Genomic DNA, 20,092 nt, shown 5'->3' with positions numbered 1-20,092 from the left:
CAATCGATTGCGTAGAAAAATGGTCCGGCAATCGGAGTCGGGTCTCGTCAGGTCTGGCGAACGATTAGGCTGGGTTGCATCATGGCCGACGGCGCCAGGTCGCCCGCCATGCGCCGGAACAACAGGTCAACCATCCGCGCCGCACCCTCGGCGAGGTTTTGCCGGATCGTGGTCAACGCCGGAACCGATTGCCGCGCCAGGGCGATGTCGTCAAAGCCGACGACCGACACCGTGCTCGGAACCTCAAGGCCTTCCGCCGCCAGGATACGCACCGATTCCAGCCCGATCAGGTCGGAGGCGGCGAAGACCGCGTCGAAGGACACCCCCTCGTCGATCAGGCGGCGAACGCCCTCGCTCGGATCGCTGAGGGTGAAATGGGTGGTCGCGGTCAGGGTGGGATCATAGGCGACGCCCGCCGCAGCCAGGGCCTCCCGATAACCTTCGTAACGCAGGGCGACTTCCGGCGCCTGCGGCGGGCCAAGAAAAGCGATGCGCCGGCGCCCCAGGGCCAGGAGATGCTCGGTGGCCATCCGCCCGCCAGCGAAGTTGTCGACGCCGACCGTGCAGTAACGCGCGCCCTCGGCCGCGCCGCCCCAGACGACCAGGGGCCCGTACCACTCGGCCGCAGCGTTGAGGGCGTCGTGCTGGTCGCTCTGACCGATCACCAGCACCCCGTCGACGCGCTGCGAGCGCGCCATTCGCTCAAGCCAGCCGGCTTCCGGCGCGGCGACCTTGGACAGCAGCAGCTCATAGCCGCGGGCGGTGATCTCGTCGGCCAAGCGGCCAATCATCTCGAGAAAGAAGGGGTCGGAGATCAGCTGGCCGGATTCGTGACCGAGCGGAATGGCGACATTGATGACGTGGGTGCGCTGCATGCGCAGCCCCCTCGCCTGTTGGTTAACCACATAGCCGCTCTCGCGGGCGATTTCCTCGATCCGCTCGCGCAGGGCCTGCGGGATGACCGGATTGCCGGCCAGGGCGCGCGAAACCGTCGAGGTCGAGACACCGACCATGCTGGCGATGTCAGCCATCTTCAGGCGACGGATCGGCTCGGAGGAATCTGGGGCGTTCATGACGCCAGCATAGCCGGCCGCCAACCCGGAGGGGAACTGGCGCGCCAGCCGTCAAATCGGTTTTCGACGCCTTGCGCTGAGGCGATGAGCTTCGCATCCTTCAGGACGCGCCAAACGTCGCCGGTCGCGGAAGCTCGTCTCGACATCGAGCATATGTGCAAGACGGGGGTCGAACGCCAGCTCCGCACGGTCGATGACGACCAGCCGCCACGCAAGTCCTGGGACGTGAGCGGCGAAGGGCCAATCCTATCGTCGTGGCTCTCGGATGGCGAAGATGTCCGTTTTCCTCTTCGGACCCTCGGGCCGGCGCTCCCTACCCCAGTTCCTACCTACGAAACTTTCGGTGCGACGGCCTGTTGTGCAAAGCTTGGCTAAAACATCACAACCTTATGACGCCCACGACGCGATTACGTTTTATCCATAAATTTCATGAATTTACCGAGCGGCGGGACATCATGGGGACGCGCGCTCCAGACATTAGCTGCCCCGCGTCGAAAATCGAACTCATCGATTTCGTAAATAAATTCAATGATTTAGAAAATTTGGCGGAGACGGAGGGATTCGAACCCTCGATACCCTTTTGAGGTATGCCGCTTTAGCAAAGCGGTGCCTTCAGCCTCTCGGCCACGTCTCCTCCTGAGAGGGAGCGGTTCGATAGCCTGTTCGCGGCGGCATGACAACGCGCTGTCTCGAAAAATCCGCGTTAACGCGAAGCTCAGACCGCAGGGCTAGGTTGAACCCCGTTCTACAAGGGGGTCTGAACTCTATGTCGTCTGCTATCGCACATACGGAACTCAAGGCGGCCATCGCGATCGACGGCCCGACGGCGTCCGGTGTCGTGATCGGCGACGACTCGGCCCAGGCCAAGGGCCGGCGCGGACCGTTCCGTCCGGGACGGCTGGTTCCGGCCCGGGCCCGGATGCAGGTGCGCAGCCTGTCGCGGCTGTTCCGCGTGGTCGACGGCCTGGCCTTCGCCGGGGTCACCGCCGCCGCGATCGCGATCGCCCGCCCAGCCCCTGAGGTCTATGCGCCGATGATCCTGGGCGCCCTGGCCCTGCTGCCCGCCCTCTATATGCTGGAGGCCTACACCTTCCACCGTCGCGAGACCCTGGGCCGCCAGGCCCTGCGGGTGTCGGCCGCCTTCGGCGCCGTGGCGGTGGTGGTGGCGCTGGCGACCCTGGCCTTCGGGCGGGGCCAGGCGGACGTCGCCCTGGCGGCCGGCTGGGTCGCGGCGCTGGCCGCGACCGCCGCCGGACTGCACGTGGCCTGGTGGCGGGTCGTCGACCACGGCCGTCGCGAGGGCCGCCTGACGCCGAACGTGGTGGTGGTGGGCGCCACCGCCAACGCCGAGCACTTCATCCGCGCGGCCCTGGCCACCGGCGACGTCAACGTGCTGGGCGTGTTCGACGACCGCGCCGACCGCGCTCCGCCCCAGGTGCTGGGCGTGCCCGTGCTGGGCGACACCGGCGCCCTGATCGGCCACCGCATCATGCCCTTCGTCGACCGGGTGATCATCGCGGTGAGCGCCGCCGCCGAGGCCCGCGTCGACCAGCTGGTCGAGCGCCTGGAGGTGCTGCCCAACCCCGTCAGCCTGTTCGTCGACCTGAACCGCGACACCCAGCGCAACGCCTCCCTGGCTCATTTCGTCGACCTGTCGGGCGCGGCCACCGACGCCCGCCGGGCCTTGGTCAAGCGCGTCCAGGACCTGGTGATCGGCTCGCTGGGCCTGCTGGTCGCCGCCCCGGTGATGCTGCTGATCGCCGTGGCCATCAAGCTGGACACTCCTGGCCCGGTCTTCTTCCGCCAACGCCGCCACGGTTTCAACAACGAGGCGATCCTGGTCTGGAAGTTCCGCTCGATGCGCCACGAGGCCGCCGACGCCAAGGCCGCCCGCCAGGTCACCGCCGGCGACGACCGCGTCACCAAGGTCGGCCGGTTCATCCGCAAGACCAGCCTGGACGAGCTGCCCCAGCTGTTCAACGTGCTGCGCGGCGAGATGTCGATGGTCGGCCCCCGCCCCCACGCCATCGGCATGAAGAGCGGCGAGGTGGAGTCCGAGACCCTGGTCGCCCGCTACGCCCACCGTCACCGCATGAAGCCCGGCGTCACCGGCTGGGCGGCGATCAACGGCTCGCGCGGGCCGGTCGACACCGCCGAGCAGGTGCAGGAGCGCGTGGCGCTGGACATTGAATATATCGAGCGCCAGTCGTTCTGGCTGGATCTCTACATCATCGCCATGACCATCCCCTGCCTGCTCGGGGACCGGTCGGCGGTGCGCTGAGGACCAAACATGTTCTGGCGTGGCGTACTCGGATATCTGCCGGTCAACATCGCCCAGGGCGTGGTGGGCCTGCTCACCATCGTCCTGTTCACCCGGGTCCTGACGCCCGAGCAATATGGCGTTTACGCCCTGGCCTTCTCGGCCCTCAGCCTGACCCAGACCATCCTGCTGACCTGGACGGAAGCGGCGATGGCGCGCTTCCACGCCCGGCAAGACGCCGACGGCCGCCTGCCCGACCATTTCGCCACCCTCTACCGCCTGTGGTTCGGCCTGGCCATGGCCGTGCCGGTCGTCGCCGCCGGCGTGCTGCGTTTCGCGCCCCTGTCGGCCCCGATGAAGGTCGCCGTCGCCGCCGCCTTCGCCGGGGCGGTGGTCAAGAGCCTGGCCAAGCTGTCGCAGGAACGCCGCCGCGCGGCCGGCGAGGTGTCGGGCGCAGCCTTGCTGGACGTCGTCCAGACCGTCGGCGGCTTCCTGCTGGGCCTGGTCCTGGCCCTGGTCGGGCTGGGTGGCGCCGCGCCGCTGCTGGGCATGGGGGCGATCTCGCTGCTGTGCCTGGTGTTCGTGCTGCCGGCCGAGCTGCGCCGCACCACGGGCGGCCGCTATGATCCGGCCCTGGCCAAGACCTACGCCGCCTATGGCGTGCCGGTGGCCCTGTCGCTGGTCCTGGCCCTGGTGCTGTCGACCACCGACCGGTTCCTGCTGGCCGCCTTCCTGAACGAGCAGGCGGTGGGCGTCTATCACGCCGGCTATTCGCTGGGCTCGCGGACCCTGGATGTGGTGTTCATCTGGCTGGGCATGGCCGGCGGGCCGGCCCTGGTCGCGGCGCTGGAGCGCGGCGGCCATCCAGCCCTGAAGGACGCCGCCCACGAGCAGGCCGGCTTCATGGTGCTGCTGACCCTGCCGGCCGCCGTCGGCCTGGCCCTGGTCGGCCGGCCGCTGGCCCAGGTGATGGCCGGCGCCGACCTCAGCGTCGGCGCCGGCCATGTCGTGCCGTGGATCGCCGTGGCCGGATGGCTGTCAGGCGTGACGACCTACTACCTGCTGCAGGCCTTCACCCTGGGCAAGAAGACCCTGTTGCTGATCGCGTGCATGGCCATTCCGGCCGGAGCCAACGTGGTCCTGAACCTGGCCCTGATCCCGCGCTTCGGCCTGGACGGGGCCCTGTGGGCGACCGCCGCCAGCTACGGCGTCGGGGCGGTCGGCGCGGCGCTTCTGGGCCGCCGGGCCTGCCCCCTGCCGGTGCCGTGGGCGGCGCTGGCCCGCTCCGGCCTGGCCTGCGCCCTGATGACCGCCGCCGTGCTGGCCGTGCCGGCCTTCGGCGGCGTGGTCGAGCTGATCCTGAAGGCCTCCGCCGGCGCCGTGGTCTATGGCGTCGCGGCGCTGGCGCTCGACGCGGGCGGCGTGCGCGGCCGGGCCCTGGACATCCTGCAACGCCGACAGAAGCCCGCATGACCGTCGTGACCGAGACCCTGACCGATAACGCCGCCTGGGCGGCCTTGGCCCAGCAGGACGCCGCGCCGCGCCTGTCGGTGCTGATCCCGACCTATCGCGACGACCCCAGCGCCCTGCTCAAGGCCCTGGACGAGCCGGGCGCCGACGCCGAGATCGTGCTGCTGGACGACGGCGGCGGCGACGCGGCCCTGACCCGACGCATGGCGGCGCGGATCGAGAAGCTGAAGCTGCCGGCCCGGCTGATCGCCCTGTCATCCAACGAGGGACGCGCTAAGGGCCGCAACCGCCTGGCCCGGCACGCCCGGGGCCGCCACCTGCTGTTCCTCGACAGCGACATGCTGCCCGACCCGATCGGCTTCCTGGCCCGCTGGGCGGCGGTCGCGGCCGACGATACGCCCGTGGCCTTCGGCGGTTTCACCCTGGACCAGACCCCGCGCCGCCCCGAGCACGAGCTGCACCGGTCCATGGCGCTGAAAAGCGACTGCGTCCCCGCCCCCGAGCGGGCCAAGGAGCCGGAGAAGCACGTCTTCACCTCCAACCTGCTGGTTCGCCGAGACGTCTTCGAAACCATCGGGTTCGATGAAAACTTCGCCGGCTGGGGTTGGGAGGACGTCGAGTGGGCCATGCGCGTGGCCCAGCGCCACCCGATCCTGCACATCGACAATTCGGCCACCCACCTGGGCCTCGACACCGCCCCGACCCTGGCCGCCAAGTACGAGCAGTCGGCGGCCAACTTCGCCCGGGTGGTGGCCGGCCACCGCGAGGTGGTCAGCGGCTATCCCAGCTACAAGATGGCCAAGACCCTGAAGTCCCTGCCGCTGCGCGGGACCTGGCGGCCCATGCTCAAGGCCTTTGGCCTCAACGAGGCGGCCCCGACGCCGCTCCGCGCCCTCGCCCTGCGGCTCTACCGCGCCGCGCTCTATTCGGACGCCGTCTGATGCAAACCTCGTTCGAGAAGGTCGACGCCTACGAGCCCGACCGCAGCCTGAAGGGCAAGGTCCGCCGCCGGCTGATCCGCCTGGCCCACCGCCGTCCCGCCCGCGTGAAGCTGGAGCGGCCGATGGTGTCGTTCAGCTTCGACGACGCCCCGGCCACCGCCTGCGAGGCCGGCGCCCAGGTGCTGGAGGCCCGCGGCCTGCGCGGCACCTATTATTTCGCCGCCGGCCTGACCGGGCGCGAGGGGCCGATGGGCCGCTTCGCCACCGGCGCCGACGCCGCCCGCCTGCACGCCGCCGGCCACGAGATCGCCTGCCACACCTTCTCGCACCTGGACTGCGGCCAGGCCTCGCGCGACGAGACCCTGGCCGACATCGACCTCAACGCCCGGCATCTGGCCGAGTGGGGAACGGGCGAGCCGGTCAGCTTCGCCTATCCCTATGGCGACGTCGCCGCCCCGGCCAAGACCGCCCTGGCCGGACGCTTCAAGACCCTGCGCGCCTTGCACCATGGCCTGATCGCCGACGGCGCCGACCTCAACCAGGCCCCGGCGGTCGGCATCGAGGGCGCGGACGGCGAGCAGGTCGCCCTGGACTGGCTGGACAAGGCCCACCGGCGCAAGGCCTGGCTGATCCTCTACACCCACGACGTCTCGCCCCAGCCGTCGCCGTGGGGCTGCACGACCGCAGCCCTGGAACGCCTGGTCGACAGCGCCCTGACGGCGGGGTTCGACGTCGTGACCGTGGCCGAGGGCGCGCGGCGGATCGGGCTTTAGGAGCGGCAGGCCTCCTCCGGCCCTTCGGGCCACCTCCGCCACGGGGGAGGAGCAACGCCACGCGAGCTGCTCCCCCTCTGGGGGAGCTGTCGGCGAAGCCGACTGAGGGGGTTTTCAGCCTAGACGGCGTCCATCGTTACGAAGCCATGCGCCTCGGCCAGGGTCGCCTGGCCCGCCGCGATCCGCGCCGAGGGATTGGGCCGCGGCTCGGCGACCTTGGTCAGGGTGTTGCGGTCGACGTGGCGGAACGGCGCGGTCCGGCCGCGCACCTGGAGCATGGTGGTCGACACATAGGACCAGCCGCCGTCGGCGCCGAAGCCCACCTCCAGCTCGTAGGAATCGGTGCGGAACGCCCATTCCAGGAAGTCGGTCGAACAGATCCCGTAGCCGGGGCCGCCCCGCTCGGCCCGGACGACCAGGCCGGAACCGTCCGGCGTCGCCCGGCCGCTGGCCAGCGCCACCTGGCCGCGCGGGATGGCCAGGGTCTGCATGATCAGTCCTGTCGCGGGCTCCCACAGCCAATAGCCGACCTGGTCATGGAAGGTGGTGTCCTCGTCGGAGGCGACGATATGGACGTGGTAGCGCAGGCCGTAGAGCAGCTGCGGCCCGTTGGCCTGGGGGTCGATGGGCTGCATCTCGATGCGTTCGAGATAGTCGCGCCGCTCGGGTCCGTCGGCCTTCGGGTTCAGGTCGACGCCCTTGCGTCCTTCCCAGACGCCGGCCAGCGGCCGCAGCGGCCCCAGATTGGCCAGGGTGTCCGGATCCACGTCCTCGGGTTCGCTGAAGATGTCTTCGGAGAAATCGATCATCGGGTCCTCGGGCCAAGCTCGGGCACTGGCTCTAGCGGGATGGCCCGGGGCGTCAACCCCGCCTTGGGGAGGAAAGCGCCTAGACCATCCACCACAGCGCCAATGCCGCCACGGCCGGCAGGGTCTGGATCAGCAGGATCGAGCGCTTGACGGTCAGGCCGCCCCAGACGCCGGCCACGGCCACGCAGGCCAGGCCATAGAAAGCGAACGCCTTGGCCGTCACGTCGTCGGGCCAGAACAGCCCCAGCGCCAGGGCCGCGACCAGGAAGCCGTTGTAGCAGCCCTGGTTGGACAGGGCCGGCTTGACGATCGCCGCCGCCGCGTCGGTCAGGCCGAACACCCGCTTGCCCCGGGTGTCGAACAGCACCGTCTCCAGCAGCACGATGTAGACGTGGATCAGGGCGACGATCCCGGTGACGATCTGGGCGGCCAGCAGCATGCGGATTCCTTCGGGGCAGAGATGGGGACACACACTCACGGCAAAGCTCATGCAAGGCTAGCCGAGATCTTGGGGTGAGTGTGCGTCCCCGACTCGCTAGTCCCCGACTCGCTACCGCTCGACCTCGCGGTCCGGGAAGGCCAGCTTGGCGGCGAAGGCCACGAACAGCACCCAGCGAAAATCGTTGTAGACGACCGCGATGCTCTCGGTCAGGGACACCAAGCTGTAGACGACTAGGAACGGGAAGGCCAGGAGGCCGCCGCCGCGGTCGCGGTACACGGCGATCACGGCCAGAGTCATGGTCTGCAGGTAGAACAGCCCCCAGGCGATCAGACCCACAAGGCCCAGGCCCAGCCACTGCTCCAGCCAGCTGTTGTGGGCGTGCTGGGCCTGGAAGCCGGCGTTCTTGCTGATCCAGGCGAACGGGCCCCAGCCGCTCTTGTCGCCCCATACGGCGGAGTAGCCATAGCCCTGCCAGGGACGGTCCTCGATCTCACGCATCACCGCGCTCCAGATCTTGGTGCGGCCGGTCAGGGTGGCGTCCTTGCCGAGGATGGCGAAGAACACGTCCGCGGCGAACAGGGAGAAGGCGACCAGCAAGACGACGCCGGTCACACCCGCCCAGGTGGCCGCCGCGCCGACGGCCGGGCCGCGGCGGGCCACCACCACGAAGCCGAGGGCCCCGGCGCCCAACACCAGCGAGACCAGGGAGGTCTTGGAGGTCGACATCAGCACCAGCACCACCGCCAGCCCCGCGAAGGCCCACCACAGCCGGGCGCGCCGGGGATTGAGCAGGGCCGCCGCCGACAGGATGCAGAAACCAAACGCCATGAGACCGCCCAGGCCGTTCTTCTCGCGCCACAGGCCACGCCAGGCGCCGGGGAACAGCTCGGTCATCACCCCGATGCGCGGCACGGCCAGGCAGACCACGAAACAGGCGACGATCAGCAGCGCGAAGGCCGCGCCCATCACCTCGGCCAGCTGCGGCCAGCGGAACCGCGCCGCCAGGGCCACGCCGCCCAGGGTGGTGCAGACCAGGGCGAAACAGCGCCGCACCGTCTGGTCGGGGTTCACCGACCAGAACATCGAGGCGACGGCGATCGTCAGCAGGACGAGCAGGAAGGGCTGGCGGACCAACACCCGCAGGCTCGCGCCCGGCCGCAGGGCGATCAGGGCGAAGCCCGCGGCGTAGGCGGGCAGATAGCCCAGGCGCAGGATGGCCGAGCCGCTCTCGGTCGCGTTCTCGCCGACCGCCGGCAGCTCCCAGCCGCCGCTGAAGACCAGCAAGGCGAAGACGGCCAGGCCAAACAGCACGATTTGCGAGAACATCAGCCGGGCTGGCGCGACGGGGGCCGCGCCATGCACCACGCTCACGGCCCGGTCCTCACGAGAAACTCCTCACGACAGAGTCCTCACGGCAGGATGGCCTTCAGGAACTTCGGCGGCTGGACCGAGGCCTGGTTGAAGAACACGCCCGCCGTGCGACCGCCGGCCGAGGCCAGGGCGTCCCGCAGCAGGCCCGGCGGCCGCACGTCGGGCTGCTGGGCGCTGACCACCAGCACCGTCTGGTCCATGTGCTGGGCCAGGGTCAGGGCGGCCTGGGAACGGTCGGCCGAGGGGCAGTCGACGACGATGATCTCGGCGTGGCGGCGCAGCGCCGCCCAGTATTCGACGCCGGGCAGGATGTGCACCTTCTGGCGGCCGCGCAGGGCCTCGCGGTTGAAGCGCGTCACCCAGAAGCGCGGTCCCCCCACACTGTGGGCCGTCAGGTACTTGGCGTCGGGCCAGACGCCGCCGTCCGGCTTTGGGGCCGGCGGCTGGACGGTGAAGAAGGCCGAGCCATCGGGCGAGGCGGGCGTGCCGCCGCCCAGCTGGCCATAGCGTTCGGGGTCGGCGGCGATGGCCTGGTATTGCGGCGAGGTGACCAGGTCCAGGTCGATCAGCCAGGTCTTGCGGCCCGCCCGTTTGGCGGCGAAGCGGGCGAATTCGCGGGCGGCGGTCGACGTCCCCTCCCCGCGCCGGGCGGCGACGAACTGGATGACGTGCGCGCGGCCGGGCGCGGGGGCGCCCAAGGACCCCCACAGCTCCGCCATCTCGACGTTCAAATCCACCATTCGCCGAATCGCCGCGCGTTGAAGTCCGTTTACCTTAAAGGCCAAACGCGCTCGCGCGAAAGGCGACGAAAGCGCTCAGGGTTGCAGGCCTCAGCGCTTGTAGTTGGCTGTGGCCAGCACCGGCAGGCCCAGGGTGCGCGAGGCGGACGCCGGGGTCTGCAGGCCGGGGCGCAGCAGCATGCGCACCAGGCCCGCGCAGGCGGCGGTGAAGGCGGCGAACAGGAAGGCCAGCACCAGGATCGGCTTCCGCAGGCTCTTGCCCGTCGACGGGGCCACGGCGCGCTGGACGATGCGGATGTTGTCGCTGCCCTCGGCCGACATCTGCCGCTGGGCCTGGTCCTGCTGTTCCTTGACCGTGAAGTCCTTGACGTTCGACGACAGCACGTCGCGGTCGCGCGACAGCTGGTTGAAGGTGGGCTCCAGCTCGGCCAGACGCAGCAGGCGCTGGTTCACGTCCTGCACCTGCTGGGTGTAGGCGTTCAGCGACTGCTGGAGCGCGGCCACCTCGGCGGACAAGTCGTTGCGGGTGGACTGCAGGGTCTGCCAGATCGGGTTGGGGCCGCTGCGGCGCGCGCCCTCGCCGTTGGTGCGGCCCGACGACACGCCCTGCTGCAGCTGGGCGATCTGCGCGTCGATGTCGCGCACCGGCTGGGCGTCGGCACGATAGCGGGACAGCAGGCCCTCGCGGTCCAGCTTCAGCTGGGCCAGCTTGCTGGACGCCGACATGTCGCTGTCGCGGTACAGGACCATGTCGGTCGGGGTCCTGGCCAGCTCGGCCTCGACGGCGGCCAGCCGGCCCCTGCGGTCCTGGAGCTGGGCCTCGGTGGCGTATTTCTGCGACTCGGCCTGGGCCTGCAGCTGGGTCAGGGCGGTCTTCTGGGCGGTGAAGTCGCCGATGTCGTTGCCCGACAGGAAGGCCTGGTAGGCCGCGTCGGTCTGGGCCAGCTTTTCGGTGAACAGCTCGCGCTGGCGCTCCAGCCCGTTGTCGTCGGCGCCGATCAGCAGGTTGCGCCGATAGATCAGATATTCCTCAAGCAGGGTGTTGAGCACCTTCTCGGCGACCTCCGGATCCTGGTTGGAATAGGACAGGCGGATGATCGAATTGTCCGGGGCGGTCTCGATCTTCAGGTTGCGGGCCAGGCTGTCGCGGCCCTCGGCCATCAGCTTGCGCTTCGCCTCGGGCGAGGCCACGGCGTACTTGGCGGCGCTGCTGGGGAAGATCCGGCCGAAGCCGACCTTGCGGATCACCCGCTCGCGCAGCTCGCCGCTGCCCAGGATCTCGGATTCCGACTGGATCACCTGGTCGACGTCGGGCACCGCGCCGCGGGCGGCGTCGCCGGCCCGAGGCTCGTAGACATATTCCTGGCCCAGGCGGACGAACAGGCTGGAACTGGCGGTGTAGGTCTTCTTCTGGGTGAAGGCGAAGCCCGCTCCCAGCACGAAGATCACCACGAAGACCAGCAGCATCAGCCAGCGTTCGCGCCACAGCAGGGTGACGAAATCGGTCGGCGCATAGCGGGCGCGGGCCGCCCAGTCGCTGCGCGACGGCGGGTCATGCGGCACACGGCTCCAGGCGCTCGTCGTCGACATGCGAATCCGATGGGTTCAATCTCAGCCTCACCCTGGTCGGAGCGCGCTTAAGGAGTCGTTACCCATTCCTGTTAAGACTTGTCGCATGCACAGGCGCACCATCCTTTCGGCGGCTTTCGCCCTGCCCTTCGCGGCCACCGGGCTCTCGCTCGGCCTGGCCGGCTGCGGCCACGTGGACCGCGAGCCGATCACGCCCACGGCCCGTCCGACGGCCACTTTTTCCGATATCGGCTATGCCGACTGGTCGGATCAGGAGCCCGACTACCGGTTCTATCCCGGCGACGAGCTTGAGGTCACCGTGCCCTCGGCGGCCGAGCTGAACAAGTCCGTGGTCGTCCAGCCGGACGGCCGCGTCGCTTTGCCGCTGATCCCGCCGGTCATGGCGGCCGACCGGACCATCGGCGAGCTGGAAGCGGCGATCACCCAGGCCTATTCCAGCCAGCTGCTGCGGCCGCAGGTGCAGGTGTCGATCAAGTCGACGGCGCCGCTGAAGGTGTTCGTCGGGGGCGAGGTCGGCAATCCGGGCGCCTTCGACATGGCCGGCGACAGCGACGCGCTGCGGGCCATCATCCAGGCCGGCGGGTTCAAGACCTCGGCCAAGCGCACGTCGGTTGTGATCATTCGTCGCGGCCCCAACGGCCGGGCCATGCTGCGCACGGCGAACCTGCTGGCGGGGATGACCAACGGCCGGGCGGACCTGGTGCCGCTGCGCCGGTTCGACGTGGTCTATGTGCCGCGCAGCGGGGTGTCCGAAGCGGGCCTGTTCATGCAGCAGTACTTCCGCGACCTGCTGCCGATCAGCTTCAGCTACGCGATCAACGGCTTCAGCGGAAACTGAAGCCGTCGCCCCCGCGCCGGGGGTCGACGGCTGAACCGCGGGTTCAGCCGTGGGCCAGCCATTCGCGCGCCTGGCGCTGGGCTTCGGCGACGTCCTCGCTGGCCATCTCCTGCGAGATTTCCTTGCGATAGATCTTGGCTTCGACCGAACCGCGCATGGCGGCCAGATTGAACAGCATGTGGGCCGAGACGTAGTCCAGCGGCGCGCCGCCCTGGCCGGTCGAATAGAGCATGCCCATGCGGAACAGCTCGTCGCCCGAAGCGTCGGGGGTCGGCAGCGGGATCCCGTGGATGGCGGCCGGCGGTTCGATGCTCATCATCATGACTTCAATTCCCCTTCCCAGCCCGCCTTGCCCCTCCGGCTCCGCTTGGCTCGAGAACAGAAAAGTCCATCGCCGCTGAACATATAGTTAAAGGCGGCGACATCATGAATCTTACCCGAGAATACATGAATCGTTTAGAGACATTACGTCGCATTCATGGGTGTTACTGAATGTAAACTGGCGTATACAGCGCGTTAACGGGCGCGCTGGCCGAACAGCACCTTTCGGGCTTCTTCCTGGGCCTTTCCGGGCGCTTGCAGGCCCTGGCGGCGCAATTCGGCGCCCAGCTTGAAGCCCCGCTCGACGGCGTCGCGGGCGCCCATGCGCTCGAACCAGGCCTTCAGGTGCGGAAACTCGTCCAGGATGATGCCCTGGTTTTTCCACGGCACAACCCATCCCCAGCAGGCGAAGTCGGCGATGGACAATTGGCCGCAGATGAAGTCGCGCCCGTCCAGCTGCTTGTTCAGCACGCCATAGAGGCGGTGCGTCTCGTTGGTGTAGCGGACGGCGCCATAGGCGATCTGGCGCTGGTCGCTGACGATGGCGGCGGCGTACTGGCGGAAATGGTGGGTCTGGCCGGCCATGGGGCCCAGGCCGCCCATCTGCCACATCAGCCACTGGTCGATCTCGACCCGCTCGCGCTCGCTGGTCCCATAGAACCGGCTCGTCTTGCGACCCAGGTACTGCAGGATGGCCCCGGACTCGAACACCGAGATCGGCTGGCCGTCGGGGCCGTCGGGATCGACGATGGCCGGCATCCGGTTGTTGGGGCTGATGGCCAGGAAGTCCGGCTTGAACTGCTCGCCCGCCCCGATGTTCACCGGGATCATCGTATAGGGCAGGCCCATCTCCTCCAGGGCGATGGAGATCTTCCAGCCGTTGGGCGTGGGCCAGTAGTACAGTTCGATCGGACGGCTCATCCAGGCGCTCCCTGACACGCGTTGACCTGAGGCAAGCCCTGCCAAAGGCGGGTTTTGCCTAAACTCGGTTTTGTTTGACCACCAACATGGCCGCGCGGAGCCCCGTCGCCAACCCCGCCCACGCCGCAGCCTGACGGCGCCGTTCAGATCAGGTTCAGCCGCCGAGGCGGAAACTGTCTTCAAGGTCGAGGGAACAGGCGGTTCGGAGAGCCGCCGACCGAAGTAAGGAGACGTCGGATATGAAGCGCCTGTTGCTCACCATCGCCACCGTGGCCGCCGTCGCCGGGCCGATGGCCGTCGCCGCGAGCGACGCATCCGCCCAGGACCGCGGCCGTTGGGATCATCGCGGCGACCGAGGCGACCGCCATGACGGCCGCTGGGACGATCGCGGTGACCGTCATGACGGCCGCTGGGATGATCGCGGCGGACGCTGGGACGGCCGCCACGACAACGGCCGTCACCGCGGCTGGGATCGCGGCGACCGCTGGGATGACCGTCGCTACAACGGCTACTACTACAACAACCGTTGGAGCTATGGGGCCCCGCCCCCCCATTATTACGGCCACCCCGGCTATCGGCCCGGTTACAACGCCTGGCGTCGCGGCGGCTACCTGCCGCCCTACTATCGCGGCAACGGCTATATCATCCATGACTACGGATACTATCGCCTGCGTCCGCCGCCCCGCGGCTACTACTGGTACCGCGCCGGTAACGACTATGTCCTGGCGGCGATCGCCACCGGACTGATCTTCGACATCATCAACAACTAGACCAATGTCGTCCTGACGCGCCTGGCGATGCTTTCCAAAACTCTTGGTAAGCGTCGCCATTCGCCACATCCTGGCCGCGTATGCGGCAAGATCGCCCGATTGGCGAGTTATTCCCACCGCATTCGCAGGTCAGCGTGCCGGCCGTGTCACTTTCCGACGCGACAGTAACGAGACGCTTCCATGACCAAGCTCCGCCTCACGGCCGCCGTCGCTGCACTGACCCTCGCCGGCTATGCCGGGTCGGCCCTGGCTCAGCAGACCGCGCCCACCGACCCGACCGCCCAGACGACGCAGAGCGCGCCGTCCTCGTCCACCACCGCGCCCTCCTACGGCACGGACCCGGCCGCCACCCCCGCCCCGGATCCGGCCGCTGACGCCAGCGCCAGCGGCACGCCCAGCTCGGCCACGGCTTCGGACACCTCGACCGACGCCTCGGCGCCGGCCGCCGACACCAAGACCGAGAAGAAGGCCAAGAAGCACCATAAGCCGGCCGGTTCCGAAACCGATCCGGCCGCCAGCTCGACCACGGACACGCCCAAGCCGTAAGGCTGCCGCTCCGTTGGTGAAAAGGGCCCGTCGCGCGAGCGGCGGGCCCTTTGTCGTTGTTGCCGGCTCCAAGCGGAGAACGACGGGGCCTACAGCCCCAGCTTGCTCCGCAGCAGTTCGTTGACGGTGGCCGGATTGGCCTTGCCGCCGGTCTCCTTCATCACCTGGCCGACGAACCAGCCGATGGCCTGGGGCTTTTCCTTCACGGCCGCCGCCTTGTCGGGATTGGCCGCGATCAGCGCGTCGATCGCCGCCTCGATGGCGCCGGTGTCGTTGATCTGGACCAGGCCGCGCTTCTCGACGATCTGCGCCGGACGCCCCTCGCCGGCCCACATGTGCTCGAAGACCTCCTTGGCGATCTTGGAGCTGATGGTGCCGTTCTCGATCAGCTCGACCAGCTGAGCGATGTCTTCCGGCGGCAGAGGCGAGTTGGCGATCTCGTGGCCGCCGGCCGACAGCTTCGACAGCAGCTCGTTGGTCACCCAGTTGGCCACCAGCTTGGCGTCGCGGCCTTTCGCGGCGGCTTCGAAATAGTCCGCGCGGTCGGCCTCGATGATCAACACGCCGGCGTCGTAGGCCGACAGGCCGTACTGGCCCTGCAGGCGCTGCTTCTTGGCGTCGGGCAGTTCCGGCAGGGTCTCCTGGATCTGCCTGACCCAGGCCGGATCGAGCACCAGCGGCAGCAGGTCGGGGTCGGGGAAGTAGCGGTAGTCGTGCGCCTCTTCCTTGGACCGCATCGACCGGGTCTCGCCCTTGTTCGGGTCGAACAGCCGGGTCTCCTGGTCGATCTTGCCGCCGTCCTCCAGGATCTCGATCTGGCGGCGGGCCTCGTACTCGATGGCCTGCTGGATGTAGCGATACGAGTTGACGTTCTTGATCTCGCAGCGCGTGCCCAGATGGCTGAAGCTGCCGGTCTCGCGGAACTTCTCGTAGTCGCCGGGGCGGCAGACCGAGACGTTGACGTCGGCGCGCAGGTTGCCCTTCTCCATGTCGCCGTCGCAGGTGCCCAAATAGACCAGGATGGTGCGCAACTTCTTGACGTACGCGGCGGCCTCTTCCGAGGTGCGCATGTCGGGCCGGGAGACGATCTCCATCAGCGCCGTGCCCGCGCGGTTCAGGTCGACATAGGTGGCGTTCGGATCCTGGTCGTGCAGCGACTTGCCGGCGTCCTGCTCCAGGTGCAGGCGCTCGATGCGCACGTCGAAGGTCGTGCCGTCGTCACGCTCGACGCTCACCACGCCCTCGCCGACGATCGGCTGGTCGAACTGGCTGATCTGATAGCCCTGCGGCAGGTCGGGATAGAAGTAGTTCTTGCGGTCGAAGCGGCTCTTCAGATTGATCTGCGCCTTCAGGCCCAGGCCGGTCTTCACCGCCTGCTCGACGCAGAAGCGGTTCAGCACGGGCAGCATGCCGGGCATGGCCGCGTCCACCAGGCTGACCTGCTGGTTCGGCCCCGCGCCGAAGCCGACGGCGGCGCCGGAGAACAGCTTGGACACGCTGGCGACCTGGGCGTGGACCTCCAGGCCGAGGACGAGTTCCCAGGGGCCGGTACGGCCTTGGATCACTTTGGAAGAGGCGGTTTCGGTCATGTCTCAATCAACCTAGGTCCCTTCCCTCCCCCTTGTGGGGAGGGTGGCCCCGAAGGGGTCGGGTGGGGCTCGCTGCGCTCAAGGCCTGGCAAATCACGCTCATGACCGCATCGACATCCTCATGCACCGCGCGGGTCGAGAAGCGCAAGGTTTGGAAGCCCGAACGCCGCAAAACTTGGTCGCGATGGACATCATGATCCCGTTGTTCGAGCTCCTCGTGATGCGGCCCATCCACCTCCACGACGAGCCTTCGGCTCAAGCAGATGAAGTCTGGATAATACCCCAGCAGCGGCGCCTGCCGCCGAAAGTGAAAGCCCCGCTCCCGTAGCGCCCGCAACCGCACCCACAGGCGAACTTCCTGTCCGCTCATCGCCTTCCTCAAGGCCCTGGCGCGGCGAACGCTCATGGCGTGATCCCCCACCCGACCCGCTACGCGGGCCACTCTCCCCGCAAGGGGGAGGGACAAGATCGCTAGCCGGCGCTGAAATGAAGCTTTCGGACAATCCGAAAAATGACCGCTTCTGGGCCATACCAAGGTCATTCCAGGCCAACCGGAACCGCTACAGACGCGCACCGTTGACTCCGCGAACGCAGATATCGCTCAGGAGGACATCATGGCTGTTCTGAACCTCGACGCCAGCGAACCTTATGTCGCGCCCACGACCAGCGCCGATTCCTCGGCTCTGTTTCCCAGCGCGCCGGTCTATGCTCGCACGCCCACTCGCAAGTCTTCATCCAACCTGCCGCTGCTGATCGGCCTGCCGGTGCTGGCGATCGCGGCCGGCGGCCTGGCCTGGGGCCTGATGAGCCAGCCGGCCCAGACGCCGACGGTCGGCGAGGCGCCGCCCGCCAAGGTGGCCGAGGCCCGGCCGCTGCCGATCACCCCGCCGCCGGCCGCGATGCCGAGGCCGGCTCCGGCCGCCGCGACGCCCGCGCCGACCCCGCAGCCGACCCAGGTGGCCCGGGCCGAAACGGCTCCGCCGCCGCGCGTGACCCAGCCCGCCCGTCGCGCCGCCCCGGCCCGCCGCGCGGCGCCGGAGACCGCTCCCGACGCCGGCTCGGCCTCGGAGAACGTCAGCGCCACCGTCCCGGCTCCGGCCGCCGCGCCCGCTCCGGCGCCGGTGATCGCAGCGCCGGCCGCTTCGGCGCCCGCCGCCGTTCCGGCCCCGACGCCCGCTCCAGCCCCGGTTCCGGCCACGCCGGACACCCCGATGTAACCCTTGTCCGTGGCGTAGCGTAAAAAGGGCGGCTCCTCACGGGGCCGCCCTTCCTTTCGTCCATCTAAAGGCGGCGGATCACCACCACTTGTCGGCCCTGGCCTTGAAGCCCGCGGCCTTCTCGATCGCCCCGGCCACCGAGAACACCGTGCCTTCATCCAGCGGCTTGCCGATGATCTGCAGGCCCAGCGGCAGGCCGCTGGCGTCCAGGCCGGCGGGCAGGCTGAGGCCCGGCAGGCCCGCCAGGTTGGTCGTCACCGTGAACACGTCGTTCAGGTACATGGCGATCGGGTCGTTGCTGTTCTCGCCCAGGCCGAACGCCGCCGACGGCGCGGTCGGGGTCAGGATGGCGTCGACCTTCTCCCAGGCGTTGTCGAAGTCCTCGGCGATGCGGCGGCGCACCTTCAGGGCCTTCAGGTAGTAGGCGTCGTAATAACCGGCCGACAGCACGTAGGTGCCGATCAGGATGCGGCGCTTGACCTCGTCGCCGAAGCCCTGGGCGCGGGTGTTCTCATAGACTTCGGTCAGGTTCGAACCCTCGGCCCTCAGGCCGTAGCGCATGCCGTCGTAGCGGGCCAGGTTCGACGAGGCCTCGGCCGGGGCCACGATGTAGTAGGCCGGCAGGGCGTATTTGGTGTGCGGCAGGCTGATCTCGACGATCTCGCAGCCGGCGTCCTTCAGCCAGGCGACGCCATCGTCCCACAGTTTCTGAATTTCGGCCGGCATGCCGTCGACGCGATATTCCTCGGGCACGCCGATCCGCAGGCCCCTGACCGACCTGCCGACGAAGGCGGCGAAATCCGGGACCGGCACGTCCAGGCTGGTGGAGTCCTTGGGATCGTGGCCCGACATCGAGGTCAGCAGGATGGCGGCGTCCTCGACCGTCTTGGCGATCGGGCCGGCCTGGTCCAGCGAGCTGGCGAAGGCCACCGTGCCCCAGCGCGAGCAGCGGCCGTAGGTCGGCTTGATCCCGACCGTGCCGGTGAACGACGCCGGCTGGCGGATCGAACCGCCGGTGTCGGTGGCGGTGGCGCCCAGGCACAGGTCAGCGGCCACGGCGGCGGCGCTGCCGCCCGAGCTGCCGCCCGGGGTCAGGGCCTGGTTGGAGCCCGCCTTGCGCCAGGGATTGACCACCGGGCCGTAGGCGCTGGTCTCGTTCGACGAGCCCATGGCGAACTCGTCCAGGTTCAGCTTGCCCAGCATCACCGCCCCGTCGCGCCACAGCCGGCTGGTGACGGTGGACTCGTAATGCGGGACGAACGGCTTGAGGATCTTCGAGGCGGCCGTGGTCGGCACGCCCTGCGTGCAGAACAGGTCCTTGATGCCCAGCGGAACGCCGTCCAGCGGTCGGGCCGCGCCCAGCGCACGCCGGGCGTCGGAGGCGGCGGCCATCGACAGGGCCTGCTCGGGCGTCTCGACCAGGAAGGCGTTCAGGCCGCGCGCGGCCTCGACGGCCTCGATGTGGGCCTTGGTCAGCTCCACCGAGGTGAACGCGCCGGCGTCCAGCCCGTCCAAGGCGCCCTTCAGGGTCAGGGAGGTCAGGGACGTCATGGCTATTCGACCACCTTGGGGACCACGAAGAAGCCGTTCGCCGACTTGGGGGCGTTGGAAGTGACCAGCTCGGCGTCGCCGCCCATGGTCACGACGTCGTCGCGCAGCGGCAGGCCGGCGTGCACGACGCTGGTCAGCGGCTCGACGCCGTCGGTGTCGACCTCGGCCAGCTGCTCGATCCACGTCATGATGCCGTTGAGCTCCTGGGCCAGGGCCTCGATGCGCTCTTCGGGTTCGGCGATGCGGGCGAGCCGCGCGACCTTCCGCACGGTGGCGGCGTCAATGGCCATGGGGGCCTCCTGAAATTCGAGCGTGTGGGTTAGCCGGGCGAAGGCCGCTTTGACAAGCTGTTCCCCGTGATATGAGGACATATGCCCGTCCTCGACATCGCCGAATTCGCCGCCGCCCTCCCCGACTACAAGCCGATCGTCGGCCTGGACCCGGGCGAGAAGACCATCGGCGTCGCCGTTTCCGACGTCACCCTGACCGTCGCCAGCCCCCTGGCCCTGATCAAGAAGGGCAAGTTCAGCGACGACGCCAGGACGCTGTTCCAGCTGATGGACAGCCGCAAGGCCGTCGGCATCGTCATCGGCCTGCCCATGAACATGGACGGCAGCGAGGGCGTGCGCTGCCAGTCCAACCGGGCCCTGGGCCGCAATCTGCTGCGCCTGAACCCCGACCTGCCGATCACCTTCTGGGACGAGCGCCTGTCGACGGCGGCCGTGACCCGGGTGCTGGTCGACGAGCACGACGTCAACCGCAAGCGCCGCGGCGAGGTCGTCGACAAGATGGCCGCCGGCTGGATCCTGCAGGGGGCGCTGGAGCGGATCCGGGGGATCAACGAGGCGGCGGGCAAGGGGTTCTGAGGCC

At 69.0% G+C, this 20,092-nt stretch carries 21 protein-coding genes and 1 tRNA gene; 9 read left to right on the top strand and 13 right to left on the bottom strand.

What is annotated here, in order from left to right:
- Positions 1–47: 47 nt before the first annotated feature.
- Positions 48–1,031 (bottom strand): substrate-binding domain-containing protein, encoded by a 984-nt coding sequence (locus EV278_RS05725; protein ID WP_132087902.1) that lies wholly within the window; start codon positions 1,029–1,031, stop codon positions 48–50.
- A 585-nt stretch (positions 1,032–1,616) separates the two neighbouring features.
- Positions 1,617–1,707, bottom strand: a tRNA-Ser gene (locus EV278_RS05720).
- A gap of 132 nt (positions 1,708–1,839) precedes the next feature.
- Between EV278_RS05720 and EV278_RS05715 the strand changes: the two genes are divergently transcribed.
- The 4 genes from EV278_RS05715 to EV278_RS05700 are packed head-to-tail and all read left to right on the top strand — an operon-like array spanning position 1,840 to position 6,517.
- Positions 1,840–3,354, top strand: a complete 1,515-nt coding sequence (locus EV278_RS05715) for an exopolysaccharide biosynthesis polyprenyl glycosylphosphotransferase (RefSeq protein WP_132087813.1) — start codon at positions 1,840–1,842, stop codon at positions 3,352–3,354.
- Between the two features lie 9 nt (positions 3,355–3,363).
- A complete protein-coding gene (locus tag EV278_RS05710) occupies positions 3,364–4,806 on the top strand; it encodes a lipopolysaccharide biosynthesis protein (protein WP_132087810.1) in 1,443 nt (480 codons plus the stop codon).
- Positions 4,803–5,744 (top strand): glycosyltransferase family A protein, encoded by a 942-nt coding sequence (locus EV278_RS05705; RefSeq protein ID WP_132087807.1) that lies wholly within the window; start codon positions 4,803–4,805, stop codon positions 5,742–5,744. Before EV278_RS05710 ends, EV278_RS05705 begins: the two co-directional genes overlap by 4 nt.
- Positions 5,744–6,517, top strand: a complete 774-nt coding sequence (locus EV278_RS05700; RefSeq protein WP_132087804.1) for a polysaccharide deacetylase family protein — start codon at positions 5,744–5,746, stop codon at positions 6,515–6,517. Before EV278_RS05705 ends, EV278_RS05700 begins: the two co-directional genes overlap by 1 nt.
- Before the next feature lie 119 nt (positions 6,518–6,636).
- Here the strand turns inward: EV278_RS05700 and EV278_RS05695 are convergent, their stop codons facing one another.
- From EV278_RS05695 to EV278_RS05675, 5 genes are all read right to left on the bottom strand, one after another.
- Positions 6,637–7,326, bottom strand: coding sequence for a heme-binding beta-barrel domain-containing protein (locus tag EV278_RS05695; RefSeq protein WP_132087801.1), 690 nt, complete (start codon positions 7,324–7,326; stop codon positions 6,637–6,639).
- Positions 7,327–7,405: 79 nt separating this feature from the next.
- Positions 7,406–7,765 carry a DUF1304 domain-containing protein gene (locus tag EV278_RS05690; protein ID WP_132087798.1) on the bottom strand — a complete coding sequence of 120 codons (360 nt, stop codon included), beginning with the start codon at positions 7,763–7,765 and terminating at the stop codon, positions 7,406–7,408.
- A 111-nt stretch (positions 7,766–7,876) separates the two neighbouring features.
- On the bottom strand, positions 7,877–9,094 hold the full coding sequence (locus EV278_RS05685) for an O-antigen ligase (protein ID WP_132087899.1): 1,218 nt from the start codon (positions 9,092–9,094) through the stop codon (positions 7,877–7,879).
- 83 nt (positions 9,095–9,177) lie between these two features.
- Complete coding sequence (locus EV278_RS05680; RefSeq protein ID WP_132087795.1) at positions 9,178–9,879, bottom strand: sugar kinase; 702 nt, start codon at positions 9,877–9,879, stop codon at positions 9,178–9,180.
- Between the two features lie 90 nt (positions 9,880–9,969).
- Positions 9,970–11,469 carry a GumC family protein gene (locus tag EV278_RS05675; protein ID WP_132087792.1) on the bottom strand — a complete coding sequence of 500 codons (1,500 nt, stop codon included), beginning with the start codon at positions 11,467–11,469 and terminating at the stop codon, positions 9,970–9,972.
- 85 nt (positions 11,470–11,554) lie between these two features.
- Between EV278_RS05675 and EV278_RS05670 the strand changes: the two genes are divergently transcribed.
- The gene (locus tag EV278_RS05670) at positions 11,555–12,307 is read left to right on the top strand and encodes a polysaccharide biosynthesis/export family protein (RefSeq protein WP_165916531.1); all 753 of its coding nucleotides are present in this window, start codon (positions 11,555–11,557) and stop codon (positions 12,305–12,307) included.
- Between the two features lie 43 nt (positions 12,308–12,350).
- Here EV278_RS05670 and EV278_RS05665 read toward each other — a convergent pair whose 3' ends face one another.
- Together EV278_RS05665 and EV278_RS05660 are read right to left on the bottom strand one after the other, a co-directional pair.
- Entirely contained in the window at positions 12,351–12,629 is a 279-nt protein-coding gene (locus tag EV278_RS05665; RefSeq protein ID WP_132087789.1) for a sel1 repeat family protein, read from the bottom strand.
- 194 nt (positions 12,630–12,823) lie between these two features.
- Entirely contained in the window at positions 12,824–13,549 is a 726-nt protein-coding gene (locus tag EV278_RS05660; RefSeq protein WP_132087786.1) for a glutathione S-transferase N-terminal domain-containing protein, read from the bottom strand.
- Positions 13,550–13,788: 239 nt separating this feature from the next.
- Between EV278_RS05660 and EV278_RS05655 the strand changes: the two genes are divergently transcribed.
- Complete coding sequence (locus tag EV278_RS05655) at positions 13,789–14,319, top strand: RcnB family protein (protein ID WP_132087783.1); 531 nt, start codon at positions 13,789–13,791, stop codon at positions 14,317–14,319.
- Positions 14,320–14,499: 180 nt separating this feature from the next.
- Complete coding sequence (locus EV278_RS05650) at positions 14,500–14,865, top strand: proteophosphoglycan 5 (protein WP_132087780.1); 366 nt, start codon at positions 14,500–14,502, stop codon at positions 14,863–14,865.
- A gap of 89 nt (positions 14,866–14,954) precedes the next feature.
- On the opposite strand, the gene gatB is transcribed toward EV278_RS05650, so the two are convergent.
- Both gatB and EV278_RS05640 read right to left on the bottom strand, forming a co-directional pair.
- The gene (gene gatB, locus EV278_RS05645) at positions 14,955–16,454 is read right to left on the bottom strand and encodes an Asp-tRNA(Asn)/Glu-tRNA(Gln) amidotransferase subunit GatB (protein ID WP_132087777.1); all 1,500 of its coding nucleotides are present in this window, start codon (positions 16,452–16,454) and stop codon (positions 14,955–14,957) included.
- A gap of 7 nt (positions 16,455–16,461) precedes the next feature.
- Positions 16,462–16,860 carry a DUF559 domain-containing protein gene (locus EV278_RS05640; protein WP_132087774.1) on the bottom strand — a complete coding sequence of 133 codons (399 nt, stop codon included), beginning with the start codon at positions 16,858–16,860 and terminating at the stop codon, positions 16,462–16,464.
- Between the two features lie 208 nt (positions 16,861–17,068).
- Here EV278_RS05640 and EV278_RS05635 point away from each other — a divergent pair, with 208 nt between their 5' ends.
- Positions 17,069–17,671 (top strand): hypothetical protein, encoded by a 603-nt coding sequence (locus EV278_RS05635; protein ID WP_132087771.1) that lies wholly within the window; start codon positions 17,069–17,071, stop codon positions 17,669–17,671.
- 78 nt (positions 17,672–17,749) lie between these two features.
- Here EV278_RS05635 and gatA read toward each other — a convergent pair whose 3' ends face one another.
- Both gatA and gatC read right to left on the bottom strand, forming a co-directional pair.
- Complete coding sequence (gene gatA / locus EV278_RS05630) at positions 17,750–19,222, bottom strand: Asp-tRNA(Asn)/Glu-tRNA(Gln) amidotransferase subunit GatA (RefSeq protein ID WP_132087768.1); 1,473 nt, start codon at positions 19,220–19,222, stop codon at positions 17,750–17,752.
- Positions 19,223–19,224: 2 nt separating this feature from the next.
- Entirely contained in the window at positions 19,225–19,512 is a 288-nt protein-coding gene (gatC, locus tag EV278_RS05625; RefSeq protein ID WP_132087765.1) for an Asp-tRNA(Asn)/Glu-tRNA(Gln) amidotransferase subunit GatC, read from the bottom strand.
- Between the two features lie 81 nt (positions 19,513–19,593).
- Here gatC and ruvX point away from each other — a divergent pair, with 81 nt between their 5' ends.
- Positions 19,594–20,088, top strand: coding sequence for a Holliday junction resolvase RuvX (gene ruvX, locus EV278_RS05620; protein WP_132087763.1), 495 nt, complete (start codon positions 19,594–19,596; stop codon positions 20,086–20,088).
- Positions 20,089–20,092: the final 4 nt, after the last annotated feature.

Origin of the sequence: Caulobacter sp. BK020 (genome assembly GCF_004342605.1) — a bacterium.
Taxonomy (GTDB): Bacteria; Pseudomonadota; Alphaproteobacteria; order Caulobacterales; family Caulobacteraceae; genus Caulobacter.
The sequence above is the reverse complement of the archived record's forward strand: the minus strand, read 5'-3'. Positions and strand labels throughout refer to the sequence as shown.